Annotated in this window: 19 protein-coding genes; 18 read left to right on the forward strand and 1 reads right to left on the reverse strand. The window is 47.3% G+C overall.

The features are described 5' to 3' along the window. Positions 1–141: 141 nt before the first annotated feature. From FWE06_07850 to FWE06_07910, 13 genes are all read left to right on the forward strand, one after another. Positions 142–588, forward strand: coding sequence for a hypothetical protein (locus FWE06_07850; protein MCL2547085.1), 447 nt, complete (start codon positions 142–144; stop codon positions 586–588). Beyond that, entirely contained in the window at positions 585–1,022 is a 438-nt protein-coding gene (locus FWE06_07855) for a hypothetical protein (protein MCL2547086.1), read from the forward strand. Before FWE06_07850 ends, FWE06_07855 begins: the two co-directional genes overlap by 4 nt. 226 nt (positions 1,023–1,248) lie before the next feature. Next, positions 1,249–1,839 (forward strand): toll/interleukin-1 receptor domain-containing protein, encoded by a 591-nt coding sequence (locus FWE06_07860; protein ID MCL2547087.1) that lies wholly within the window; start codon positions 1,249–1,251, stop codon positions 1,837–1,839. A gap of 14 nt (positions 1,840–1,853) precedes the next feature. Next, positions 1,854–2,300, forward strand: a complete 447-nt coding sequence (locus FWE06_07865) for a hypothetical protein (protein ID MCL2547088.1) — start codon at positions 1,854–1,856, stop codon at positions 2,298–2,300. A gap of 19 nt (positions 2,301–2,319) precedes the next feature. Beyond that, positions 2,320–2,817 (forward strand): TIR domain-containing protein, encoded by a 498-nt coding sequence (locus tag FWE06_07870; protein MCL2547089.1) that lies wholly within the window; start codon positions 2,320–2,322, stop codon positions 2,815–2,817. A 303-nt stretch (positions 2,818–3,120) separates the two neighbouring features. Next, entirely contained in the window at positions 3,121–3,495 is a 375-nt protein-coding gene (locus FWE06_07875; protein MCL2547090.1) for a hypothetical protein, read from the forward strand. A gap of 89 nt (positions 3,496–3,584) precedes the next feature. Next, a complete protein-coding gene (locus tag FWE06_07880; GenBank protein MCL2547091.1) occupies positions 3,585–5,294 on the forward strand; it encodes a recombinase family protein in 1,710 nt (569 codons plus the stop codon). Positions 5,295–5,301: 7 nt separating this feature from the next. After that, positions 5,302–5,649: a helix-turn-helix domain-containing protein gene (locus FWE06_07885; GenBank protein ID MCL2547092.1), complete on the forward strand. Its 348-nt coding sequence runs from the start codon at positions 5,302–5,304 to the stop codon at positions 5,647–5,649. Positions 5,650–5,868: 219 nt separating this feature from the next. Continuing rightward, a complete protein-coding gene (locus FWE06_07890) occupies positions 5,869–6,096 on the forward strand; it encodes a hypothetical protein (GenBank protein ID MCL2547093.1) in 228 nt (75 codons plus the stop codon). A gap of 118 nt (positions 6,097–6,214) precedes the next feature. Next, the gene (locus FWE06_07895; protein MCL2547094.1) at positions 6,215–6,544 is read left to right on the forward strand and encodes a hypothetical protein; all 330 of its coding nucleotides are present in this window, start codon (positions 6,215–6,217) and stop codon (positions 6,542–6,544) included. 41 nt (positions 6,545–6,585) lie between these two features. Beyond that, positions 6,586–7,008, forward strand: a complete 423-nt coding sequence (locus FWE06_07900; protein MCL2547095.1) for a terminase small subunit — start codon at positions 6,586–6,588, stop codon at positions 7,006–7,008. A gap of 23 nt (positions 7,009–7,031) precedes the next feature. Continuing rightward, positions 7,032–8,261: a PBSX family phage terminase large subunit gene (locus tag FWE06_07905; protein MCL2547096.1), complete on the forward strand. Its 1,230-nt coding sequence runs from the start codon at positions 7,032–7,034 to the stop codon at positions 8,259–8,261. Positions 8,262–8,273: 12 nt separating this feature from the next. Then, positions 8,274–9,557: a hypothetical protein gene (locus tag FWE06_07910; GenBank protein MCL2547097.1), complete on the forward strand. Its 1,284-nt coding sequence runs from the start codon at positions 8,274–8,276 to the stop codon at positions 9,555–9,557. Positions 9,558–9,632: 75 nt separating this feature from the next. On the opposite strand, the gene FWE06_07915 is transcribed toward FWE06_07910, so the two are convergent. Next, positions 9,633–10,202, reverse strand: a complete 570-nt coding sequence (locus FWE06_07915; protein ID MCL2547098.1) for a hypothetical protein — start codon at positions 10,200–10,202, stop codon at positions 9,633–9,635. A gap of 103 nt (positions 10,203–10,305) precedes the next feature. Between FWE06_07915 and FWE06_07920 the strand changes: the two genes are divergently transcribed. From FWE06_07920 to FWE06_07940, 5 genes are all read left to right on the forward strand, one after another. After that, entirely contained in the window at positions 10,306–10,509 is a 204-nt protein-coding gene (locus tag FWE06_07920) for a hypothetical protein (GenBank protein MCL2547099.1), read from the forward strand. A 112-nt stretch (positions 10,510–10,621) separates the two neighbouring features. After that, positions 10,622–11,458: a hypothetical protein gene (locus FWE06_07925; GenBank protein MCL2547100.1), complete on the forward strand. Its 837-nt coding sequence runs from the start codon at positions 10,622–10,624 to the stop codon at positions 11,456–11,458. 12 nt (positions 11,459–11,470) lie between these two features. Continuing rightward, positions 11,471–11,821: a hypothetical protein gene (locus FWE06_07930; protein ID MCL2547101.1), complete on the forward strand. Its 351-nt coding sequence runs from the start codon at positions 11,471–11,473 to the stop codon at positions 11,819–11,821. A gap of 2 nt (positions 11,822–11,823) precedes the next feature. Further along, a complete protein-coding gene (locus FWE06_07935) occupies positions 11,824–12,297 on the forward strand; it encodes a hypothetical protein (GenBank protein ID MCL2547102.1) in 474 nt (157 codons plus the stop codon). Continuing rightward, entirely contained in the window at positions 12,281–12,589 is a 309-nt protein-coding gene (locus FWE06_07940; protein MCL2547103.1) for a minor capsid protein, read from the forward strand. Before FWE06_07935 ends, FWE06_07940 begins: the two co-directional genes overlap by 17 nt. The last annotated feature ends 48 nt before the right edge of the window (positions 12,590–12,637 follow it).

Here is a 12,637-nt window from a genome sequence, read left to right on the forward strand (position 1 = left end):
AAAACAGCATGTCGTGAATACGCTCTTTGACGCCAACGCTTAATTCTTGTACGTTTTCATCTTGCCATAAAACTACATTTTTTCCTTGCCTTTTTTACGCATTTTATCATTGTCATTGACAGTAACGATGTGGACGAAGTAGTGGACGAACCAGGGGACGCTACACCCGAACCGCACGACGACTTGCGAGATGTCCTCGGCATGAGCATGGACGATATATTCGGCGCAACACGCCCCGGACACGTTGGCGGTCATCAAGCGGTTGCTTATTTTGTACTTCTACAGGACAATCAAGCACTTGTTGGTTTCGATATGGCTGTACCCGACTCACCCAGCGGTATTTTCGCCCCTGTCAATCGTTTTTTCGCAGGGGTAGAGTCTTTTACTATCGCAGAATTGCAAATAATTTTTGATGACTTCTCATATGGTGCGGCTGGCCACGAAACTATCGACCCACCGGATTTTAACCCTGAATGGTCACATGCAACGGGGCAATATAGCGGCTGGGCGCAACGTGGAGGTTATAGTTATAACTTTGTTTGGAATGCGGGCGATACGGACATAACGCACGTTTGGGTGTATAGATGAGCAGAAATGAGGATTACTCATACGCCGCAAAAAACATCGCGGGAATGAAAGATTGGCAATGTCCGACTTGCGGTTTTAAATTAGTAGCAGGAAGGTCTGATTGTTGCCCAAGATGCGGAGAAATGCCATATGTCGGCGGCACATCTAATTCCGGCAATACAAATCTTGGTTTCGCACTTAGCTTAATTGGTGTCCCTGTCGCAATACTCATTTACTGGGTTTCTGCGTTTGATATTTTCATTTTTAATGCTTTGATTTTTATCCCATGTGTAGCGATTTTATGGGCTTGCGCTGTGGGAATATTTAAGTGCATTTCGGCGTGGAGAAAAGGCAGACGCAAGAACAAGAAGGTGTTTAATTTTATTCTATATTTAGCGATGTTTACGTTTTGTGCCATTGCTCTACATAGGATTATAAGTCTTGGTATTGTTTAATACGCTTGGTTCAAAACGGCTGCATTGTTAAAGTGTAGTCGTTTTTTGTATAGTTTATGTATTTTATCACGAGTTAGGGACTTGAATCTATATTCGAAATCTGATATAATTAAAGCAGTAAACAGAAATTGGAACACTTGCTGTTGAAAAAGAAATTTGTTTTGTTATGTATGCCAAAATGTATTATAGTTGTAGGGCGATAAATTAGAAAGAGGGTGTGTAAGACATGGAAAGAATATTTGCATCAAGATCATTCAGCCAATATAGAAACATTCGCTATAATGAGTCAATTAGTAAGAGCATACAAGCTAGTAAAGGAGTATACAAAGCTAGCCACAAAACAACGGTATTCCTATCGCATAAACATAGCGATTTAGAAGATATGGAAGATATAATTGGTTTCTTAACACTAGAATACGGTGTTGATGTATATATTGATAGCAATGACACTTCAATGCCAACAATAACATCTAAAAAGACAGCATCAAAGTTGAAAAACAGAATAGAACAATGTGATAAGTTTATTCTGTTGGCTACTAATGGGGCTATTGAATCTAAATGGTGTAATTGGGAATTAGGTTTTGGTGATGCCCACAAATATAGAGATGACATTGCACTATTTCCAATTAAACCTAAGTATACGACAGATTTTGAGTATGCAGGGAGTGAGTATTTATCAATTTATCCTTGCATCACCAAGCTTGATGGCACCGATCAAGATACAGATGGAAGACGTATAAAAGCAGGATATTATGTACGCACAGAGTTAGGCAATAGAATTAACATTGTGCCATTATCTGAATGGTTCGATAAATAAAAAGGTGGTATGTGATGAGCGAGGAAAAAATAAGACACTTAGAATTTATACAATCTTGTATTGCGCGAATGGGGCAAAACTCGTTTCAAATGAAAGGGTGGGCGTTAACGGTTGTTACTGCGTTATTAGCTTTGTTTGCGGCAAGCATTGGTGAGAATTGTAACGGCAACTCATGGTTTGTGTTAATTGGAATACCGCCTACTTTGATTTTTTGGTGTTTTGATTCCTATTACTTACAGCAAGAACGCAAATTTCGTGGTGTTTATAATGACGTAGCCGGTTTGACAGACGAGTCAAAACGGATAGATATAAAAACCTTTGAAATGCCATTGCAGAAATATAGCAAAGGTGATTATTCGTTTTTTAATGTGGCTTGGTCAAGGACAGTATGGCCATTGTATTTGCCAATTATTGTTGCATTAGCTACTCTTGGATTTTTAATAAAGTGTCAAATGTTATAAAACAAAAAGGAGAATTAGCATGGCTAACAGACAAGTATTTTTCAGTTTCCATTACCGTGAGGACAATTGGAGAGCAAGTCAAGTAAGAAATATGGGGAAAGTAAGCGACAGTTCTACATTTTCTGACAATGACTGGGAAGAAGTTAAGTGGGAAGCAGATACCACTATAAAAAATTGGATTGATAGACAAATGCAAATGCGTTCTTGTATAGTCGTTTTAATAGGTTCTAATACAGCTAGCAGAAAATGGGTAAAGTACGAAATAGAAAAAGCATATGAGCTTGGCAAGGGAATTGTCGGTATATACGTTCACAATCTCAAAGATAGCGATGATGGTCAGTCTAGTAAAGGAAGTAACCCTTTCGACAAAATCTTTACGCATGACGGTAAGAGACTATCTGAATATGTTGAGGCTTATGACTCTCCGTATTCTTCAAGCACTTATGTATATAATGATATAGACGAAAGTATCGAACAACTAATTGAAGATGCTATCAATAACAGAGTAAACTATTAAGTATGGGGTTGACTGATAACCCATAAAACAAAATGACCACACTATAAAAATTGTGGTCATTTTTTACTGCAAGGTTAGCCTGTTTGTTTTACAGGGAGCTTATTATAATCCCTTTCGTCCTTTCATTATACCCCGCTTCGGTCATATATCAAGGCGCAAAATAATTTTTGTAAAGTGGCACTCTACGGAGTGCTATTTTTATGTCCTGCAAAATTTATTTTGACTAAGACCCTTGACATATTCCCTGCGTGGGGTGCTTCCTGTACGCCGAAAGGCAAATATTTTAATAAGGAAGTGCAAGCCATGAAGAAAACTAAAATCGCAATATCGCAGGAGTTCAAAAAATACAACAAAGTTATGTCAAAGCTCAATGTGTACGGCTCAACGCTTGATAACCTAAACAGTAGCAGATACACAATCACGCTCACGACAAAAACTTGGACTTTGGGTAGCCGCAAGGCGTTTTCTAAACAACCGCAGACAGTCGAAACAGAACAAATCACGGCGCGAGAATATGCTTGTTACATTTCATCGGTTGAGTTCTTTCAAGACCGCATCAGCAAGCAATATACGCCAGCCGGATTTATTCCTGTTCGGCTGACTTGCTACAATCCCGACAAAATAATAAAAATTCAGCGTACATTTCATATCGCACATAATGCGCCGCCGTGGGATTGACCTACGGCGGTTAGCATAGCGAAAGCCGCTTTACTTTTATTCGCCGCTATGATACAATAATGCAAACATTATACCAATGAGGTGTCGCTATGAATACGCCACAAAAACAAATCGCTATCTACTCTCGCAAATCTAAATTTACCGGCAAAGGCGAGAGTATCGAAAATCAAATTGAACTTTGCAAACAGTATATTGCCACGCATTTTTTCGAGGATTCAGCCGCAAATATCCTTGTCTATGAAGATGAGGGGTTTTCGGGTAGCAATCTTGAACGCCCAAAGTTTAAGGCGATGATGGCAGACGCGAGGGATAAAAAGTTCAGCGCGATTGTATGTTATCGGCTTGACCGAATCAGCCGTCATATCGGGGATTTTGCAAAGCTGATTGACGAACTTGCCGACCTTGAAATAGCTTTTGTGTCTATCAAGGAACAGTTTGACACATCGTCTCCTATGGGGCGGGCAATGATGTATATTGCGTCTGTCTTTTCACAGCTTGAACGCGAAACAATAGCCGAGCGTATCCGTGATAATATGCACGAGCTATCCAAGACCGGGCGTTGGTTAGGCGGCGTGACACCGACTGGGTATGCGTCAGAGAGCATTGAAAATATTACTATTGACGGCAAGGTTAAAAAAGCTTGTAAGCTGAAAATCATACCCGATGAAGCAACGATTATCAAGCTGATTTTCGATATATTTATAGAAACAAATTCGCTTACCAAAACAGAAACATATTTAATTCAGAAAGGTTATACGACTAAAAACGGCAGATTGTTTACGCGCTTTGCTATTAAAAACATTTTACAAAACCCTGTCTATATGATAGCGGACGAGGACGCTTATACATACCTAACCGACAATAACGCCGACTTATTTACGGATAAAAGCGCGTTCGATGGCAAACATGGTGTTATGGCATATAACCGAACTATGCAAAAAGCGGGCAAAGCCAACCAATTACGCCCGGTAGGCGAATGGATTGTGTCGGTCGGTAAGCATAAGGGCATGATTAACGGCAAGGATTGGATTCACGCGCAAAAAAACTTAGAGCAAAACCGCTCGAAAAGCTATCGCAAGCCACGAAGTCATGTTGCGTTGTTGTCGGGGTTGCTATATTGCGGGGCTTGTGACAATTATATGCGTCCAAAACTTTCAAAGAGGCTCAACGCGCAGGGTGAGCAGATTTATTCTTATATGTGTAGCTTGAAAGAGCGTAGCCGCCGTCATGCGTGTAAATGCAAAGACATAAACGGCAATACACTTGATGTGGCGATTATTGAGGAAGTCAAAAAGCTATCTGACGACAATTCGGATTTTATAAGGCAGCTGGAACAAAACCGAAAAGCTCTTGCCGTTAATCGTGAGGAGTACGATAAAAATATCGAACTGTTAAAACAATCGCTTGGCGATAATGACGCAGAAATTAAAGGGCTTGTTGCTTCGCTTGGTAAAGCGAGCGGCACATCGGCAGAAGATTATATCATGCAGCAGATTGACGAGTTGCACGATAAAGGGAAACTGCTGACGCGCCGTATTGAAGAGTTAGAGGGTCTGACTGCACCACATCCGCTTGCAGATATTGAGTATGATATTCTGCGAGAGTTGTTATTGATTTTCAAGACCACGATTGATGATATGACCGTTGAACAAAAACGGTCGGCTATCCGTAATGTAATACAAAAAATCGTATGGGACGGCAAGCAAATCCATATATATTTATTCGGCTCTGATGATGGCGAGGGAATTGAGTTGCCGGAGAGTTTTGAGCCAATTCCGTCAGGTGAGAATAGCGAATGAATTTCGGATGCAATTTCGGAAAGAGGCGAATACGCCGAAGATTGCGTCGTTGGATGAGAGTTTGGGCGGTGACGATGAGTCAATGGCAATTGGGAATACCATTAGCGTGGAGGACGACAACTTGGCACGGGTGGAGGACTTTGACCGCGGGCGTAAGCTTAATGTGTTGGTCAAGCAGTGCTTGCAGGGGCGAGAGTTGGAAATTGTGCAGTTGCGATATGGGTTGGACAACATTAAGCCACGGACACAGCGGGAGGTGGCGTTGGAATTGAATATTAGCCGAAGCTATGTGTCACGGATTGAAAAAAAGGCGTTAGAAAAGCTGCGGAGGTGTTGTGAAGTGGAGGGCGTGTAAATAATTAGTAGGAGTAGTTGGTGACGAGTAGTGAAGAGCCGGAGAGTGAAAACATCCGACCGCCGTAATAAGCATGATGCAACGAAAGGGACAAGCCTGTGGTGATATCCACACAAAAAACAAAATAATTTTGTTAATTACGGAAAACAGGCTTGACTTTTGGGTGTGCATGTGATATAATAAGAACAAATATACTAAAACTGAGAAAGGGGTACGAGTATGCTTTGTTCGATGTGTGTCAAGAGTCCGTGTGATGGGCGGTGTCCGTATGCAGAAGTGGGGGATGCGGTGTATCATTGCCGGCTGTGTGACGAAAGTGTGCAGGCGGGAGAGTTCTTCATTGAGATGGGTGGCGATTGTTACCATCGGCGGTGTGTGGAGTTGCTTGATGCGGGGGATTGGCTATCGCTGGTGGATACGGCAGCGGAGCTGGCAGAAGTTTGCTAGTGAATAGAGAGAGGATGCTCGTCAATTACGCAGCAATCGTGGCAGGGCAGCCGACCTGTCTGTCGATGTGATCGAAAAGGTGGGGACGCGAAAACTATTTCGTGGGGGGGAGAATATTTTGCGTTATACAAAAAAGTTGCCGTATACAGATTTAGCAGTGCAGGCTTGGTATGTTTACTTTAATCATGCGTTTGATTTGAAGGGGTTGCCGCGTGCCCGGGTTAAAGATTGGTGGGCGGTGGAGGAGACGTTGAAACGGTTTGCGGCGGAAGAGTGCGGGGGCGAAAAAACAAAATTATTGCGTATGGTGTTTGGGGTGAGGCGGCGTGATTCGATGAGTGCGCGAGTGCTGTGTGCGGCGTTGGACTTGAATGTGTCCGAGGCGACGGCATGGGGCTGGCTGCGCCAAGCCAATCAGTATTGGGCGGAATCGCGTGGCGTGGCGTGAAGAACATATAGTGAGTGGTTAGTAGTGAGGAGTGTGGTGTTTTGGCGCACGGGTTGACAGTTAGGCAGGAGCGATTTTGCCGGGAATTTATGGTGGATGGAAATCTTGCGGCGGCGGCGCGGCGAGCAGGGTATAGTGAACGGTCGGCGGCAAAAGGTCAAGGTTCGCGACTGATGAAGTTGCCGGCAGTGGTGGAGATGATTGAAACGCTGAACAAAGAAATTGCAGGGCGGCGGATTGCGGACGCCGAGGAGGTTATGGCGGCATTGACGGCGATTGTACGGCGGGAAACGCGTGATTGGGTGATTGCTGACAAGCGCGTGGTGGAAGTTATGCCGAAACTGGCCGATGTGGTCAAAGCGGCTGAGTTGTTGGGGCGGCGGTATGCGATGTTTCGGGACAAGGGTGAAGTGCTGCCTGCGGCAGTGGTGCTTGTGGATGACATTTGTGTTGATGCAACATAAAGAATGCAGAATTGGGTGTTTGAATGGTGAAATTGGCGGAGGTCGTTGGCGGGGGATATGAGGCGTTTTGGAAATTTAAAGGGCGGTATCGCGTTGTTAAGGGCGGGCGGGCGTCTAAAAAGTCTAAGACAGCGGCGTTGAATTTTATTGTGCGATTGATGCAGCACCCTGACGCCAACTTATTGGTGGTGCGGAAAACATATCGGACATTGAAAGATTCTTGTTACGCTGAGTTGAACTGGGCGATTCGGCGGTTGGGGGTTGATATGCTGTGGGTTTGCCGAGAATCGCCGTTGGAGATGATTTACCGCCCGACAGGGCAGAAGATTTTGTTTCGTGGGCTGGACGATGCAATGAAGGTTACATCAATTGCCGTCAATCGTGGGGTATTGTGCTGGCTATGGATTGAAGAGGCGTTTGAGATTGGCGATGAAAAAGATTTTCAGATGTTGGACGAGTCGATTCGCGGACAGGTTTCGGCGCCGCTGTTTAAGCAGATCACGCTGACGTTTAATCCGTGGCGGCGTGGGCATTGGCTGAAAAAACGGTTTTTTGACAGGGAACAGGGTACCGATGTGCTTGCCATGACAGTGACATACGCATGCAATGAGTTTATTGACGAGGGCGACAGGCGGTTGTTTGAAACGTTGGAAACGCGTGACCCGCAGCGGTATGGCGTGGTTGGGCTGGGCGAGTGGGGTGAGAGCCAGTCGCTGGTGTTTGGCAATGTGAAGTTGCAGCCGATTGATAAAGAAGATATTGAGGCGCTTGACCGTCCTCTGTATGGGTTGGATTGGGGGTATTATCCTGACCCGACGGCCTTTATTGCGTGCGCAATGCGAGGCAACCAATTGCTTATCTATGATGAGTGGGTTGCGTGGCGGGCGAGCTCATTTGATGTATACGACGCGCTGTGCGGCAGAGGGGTGAGCGGCGAGGATATGATTATTTGTGACAATAGCGATAAGCGGTCGATTGCTGATTTGCGTGGATATGGGTTGCGGCGGGCGATGGCGGCGAGTAAAGGGCCGGGGAGCCTGCGGTATTCGATGAAGTGGTTGCAGTCGTTGGACGCGATTGTTATTGATGCGGCGCGTTGCCCGAAGGCGGCTGAGGAGTTTGTTGCCTATGAATATGGGCGGCATGTCGATGGTGCGTTGATCGAGGCATTTGCCGATGCACGGAATCATTGCATCGACGCGGTGAGATATGCTTGCAATGAGGTCTGGAAATTAGGGATTAGTAGTTTATAAGGGGGCGTTACTTTGTTTTCAATGATTTGGAGTTGGGTTAGGCGACTGGCAGGTCGAGGCGTTGGAGAAAAGGCTTCGGGGGAGGCTGCCGCAAGGATGGCGAAGCGGTATGCAAAGACGGGGGCAGTGAATTTGACGGCGATGGCGGCCAATAAGATTGCTAATGTGGCAGTGAGTGATTGCAGTGTAAGGGTTGTTGGCGATGGTGAACGGGCTGATTTTCTTGATGGTGAGATGGGGCGTGTGGCAGCGCGGCTGAAATTCATTGCGACACGGACGCTTGGGGTTGGCGGCGTGATTTTGAAACCGTGGGTGCATGGCAAGACGATCCGTGTCGATGTGCTGAATCAAGATCGAGCGATTGTCCTCGACAGTGTAGGCGATTGCATTCGACGCATTGCGTTTATTGCAGAGACGGTTGAATGGGACGGGGCGGAGCTGACGCGGGTGGAAATCCACGTGTTGGACGGCGATATTTACACCATTGAGCAGCGGGCGTTAAAAAATGGGCGCGAAGTGCCGCGGGAGGTTGTGCCGGCTTGGGCGGCATTGCCGGACAAACAAGTGATTGAGGGCGTGGATGGTATGCTGTTTGCGTGGATTCGCTGCCCGATTGACGACCGCGGCAACGGCAATGAGTTATATGGCGCGCCGCTGACCTATGGGTGCGAGGCGTTGATGGATGAAATTCAGACGCTGCTGGACATTTTGCAGAACGAGATTGTGGATAAGCGGGCGTTTATCGGTGCAGATTTCAGGCTATTTCGCAGTGACGAGCGCGGGCGGGAAAAGCTGATGCCGGGATCGAGTGTGTTTAAGAAGTTTGATGCGGCGGGGGGGATTGACGATAAGCCTTTCTTTGAGGTGTTTTCACCAGATATGCGAGTTGGTCAGATTGTTGAAGCGATTAACTTTAAGTTGGCTTTGTTGGAAAAGGCGATGGGCGTCAATCGTGGCGTGTTGACCGATTTAATCGCCGGTGAAGCGACGGCGACGGCGATTCGGCGTTCGACATACGATACGTTTTCATTGGTAGACGCGCTGCGGGCGGCGATTGTGAACGGATTGAAGGAGTTGTTGTATGCGATGGGCGTGTTGCATCATTTAGCAGTTAGTGAAGAGGTGTGTGTAGCTGAGGATGACGCGGTGCTGGCTGTAAATTGGAGTTATGGATTGATCGAAGACAGCGCTGAGACATTTGCGCAATTGGCTAAAGGTGTATCGCTGGGCGCTGTGCGAGTTGAAGAGTTGAGAGAGTGGTTATTATCGACCGAGCCGGCAATGGTACAGAGTTGATAATGCAACTGCAGAAATGGTGTGGGTGGAACAGGGAAAACACTTGTCACGCGCTTGTCTGAATAGATAGAAGATTTAGTCGTCAAGTATGTTCCAAGGGTCGGCGCAACATGCAAGGTAATATTCGCATAGGCGGTTGTCGTCGGCTTTTAGGTATGCGTTTACACGCTCACGTAGGTCATGGGATAGTATAATAACGCCACCGTGTTCGCGGAAAAAACTGTGGGAGTAGCCGAGAATGAGCCAGTGGCGCGCGCTTGGAAAGTAGACGCGCACTTGATAGTGCTTGAATTCAAGCTCCATGTCGCGGACAAGTCTGTCGTTTTGGTATAGACGGAACGCGGCTGTTGGCCAGTAGAAGCCTGTCCAGCATTGTGGGGAATTGTTGGCAGTCATGGTGGCGGCGACGAAGTCGGCAATCAAGCCTTGATCGTTGATGACGGTGACGCCGTAGACGGTTTCGACTTCGATGCGGTTGACTTGGTTCATTTGGCGTTTGTCGAAAATAATCGTCAGGACATTGTCCCAAGATACGACGGTGAATTGCGTTAAGATGATGAGCAAAGCGATTTGCAAAGCGAGGACAACGGCGATGGTGGCGGTGAGAATTTTATTGTTGGCGAAGAAGCGCAGCAGTTGTTTCACAGCGATGGGCTCCTTTCAGCATATTGATGACAGTATACAGGAAATTGGCGGGTTGAGCAAGGTGTTTGGGGTTGAAAGAACAAAGATTAGGAGGGGTTTTATTGTGGAAAGAGAGTTTTTGACAGAGCTGGGTGTTGATGAGAATGCTGTGGAGAAAATTTTGGAGGCGTGGGCGGCGCGGAGCGACACTGAGGCGCAGGAGTTGGAATCGTTGCGGGAAGAGAGGCTGAAGCGGCCGAGGTTAGTATTGCCGCCTTGTGGGGCGGTTAACGGCAGCATGGAAAAATCGGCGAATGGGGTGTTGTAAGATTAGAGTAATTTACCATATTGGCATGGTATAATTGCAGTACGGTTGTTTGTGAGTGGTGCGATGCGCGCCCCTCCACATGACCCAAGCAAAAATTAAAAAGGAGAAGAGTATGTCGAGAGTTGAATCGTTGTCTATTTTGTTGGATACGGCGGGGAGCGATTATCTTGCCGAGTTGTATGGCACTGTGATCGATACGGTGCAGAAGAGCACAATTTCCAGCATCCTCAAAAACAAAGACTTGAGCGGGGATCCGGCGAGCGGAAGTGTGGAAGCCAAGCGGTTTGCCAATGCCAAGAGTGAGGCATATGGTACAGCGCGCGCCGGTGGTCGCGGAGTGAGCGTGACGGCACGGCCGGTTGTTGTATTGCTGGACAAGGATCGTGAGATTGTCGAAGAGATCGAGGAAAAAGATACGTTGTTTTACGGTGTTGACGGATTGCTGGAAAATCGAAGCTTGAACCATCGAAAGACGATGGTGCGGGAACTGGAGCGGGCGTTTTTTGCGGAAGCGGCTGAGCACGCGACTGAGGTTTCGTCGGCATTTGCAGATATTGATGCGCAGTTGGAACAGTTGATCCAGACGATTGAAAACACGCGCAATGACTTTGTTGACGGCGTAGATCGCGATATGATAAGCATTGTGTTGGATACGGCCACTTACGGGCGTTTGCGCAATATGCTGGATACGGTGTACAGCGCGAATATCGATGTCGGTACGCCGGAGTGCGGTGTGTTTCACGGTGTGAAAGTGTTTTCGTCAGTCTATTTGCCGTCGGGGGTGCAAATGCTGGCGATGGTTGATGGATCGGTGGCTATGCCTGTGCTGCCGCGGCAGTATACGGCTGAGAAAGTACCTCTATCAGAGGCGTTCGCAGTGTCGTTGTTCTATTATTATGGTGTGGCGGCTGTGATGCCGGATTTAATTGCCAAAGTGGTTGCCGAGTAGGAGGTGTGCGGCATGGCATATCTAACCTATAAGGCCTATAAGAAAAAGGGCGGCGTGACAGTGGCCAAAGGGGAGTTTGAGCGTTGGCAAGCAATGGCGGAGGCGCATGTTCGTCTATACACGAGCGGACGGCTGGATGATACGGCGTTGACGTCGAAGCAGAAGCGCGGTATGGTAGAAATTATTGACTTGCTGCACAATGACGGAAAGCAGCTTAACAGGCGGCTGATGTCGTTTTCAAATGGGCAATATACTGAAACTTACGGGCTGCCGAGCCGTACGACGACGATGAATACACAACAGGAGATTGGCGCATTGTTGCGGCTGTATTTTACCCAAGCGCAGCTGTATCGGGGGGTGTAGTTATGCGTGGTGCGAACGAAACGATTACCGTTTGGAACCGCTACCGCGATACTGACAGCCGACGTGATGTTTGGGTGAGTCATGTTGTGCATGGTTGTGCGTGGCAGACTTCGGCCTCACGGCGGACGACGGGGGCGTTGGCAGGTGCAGACGACCGTGTGGTTGTGCTGATTGCTGCTGAAGAAGGATGTCAAGTTGACTTTGACTACAAATCACCGCATGTATGGCGTGATTTGAGTAGTGATGATAAAATTGCTTATTTTACGGTGCGTGAGGGTGATGTCATCGCCAGAGGCGACTTAGTGAGCAGTGAACAGTTGGCAGTGAGTAACGGGCATTTGAATGTCAATGGTGAGGAGATGACAGTCAACGATCTACGAGAGCTTTTGGCACGCGATATGTGTGTGGTGACGCGGGTGGCGGACAATACGTCGCATGAGCGGCGGGGGAGGCATTTGAATGTCAATGGACGTTAGCATTGCGCCCGACGCGCTGGTGAGACTTTTTGATGCCGACAGTATGGCGGTGATTGCGGCGACGGCGCGGGATTTTATGGAACCGTTTGTGCCGCGAGATACGGGGCGACTGACCTCTGATGTGAGTGTTGATAGCTGTCCGATGGCGGCGAGAATTACGTATAATGCGCCGTATGCGGTGTTTGTCTATGCCGGCACGCGACTGGGCACGGTGATGCAGTTTCAGACGACACACCATCCGCTGGCGAGCGCGCAGTGGGACCAAGCGGCAATGCGGTCGATTGGGCGGTAGAGGTGCGATTTGCGCGCCACAATGCCTTGCTTGACGGATGTTACTGTT

This window comes from Oscillospiraceae bacterium (assembly GCA_009780275.1).
Classification (GTDB): domain Bacteria; phylum Bacillota; class Clostridia; order Oscillospirales; family UBA929; genus WRAI01.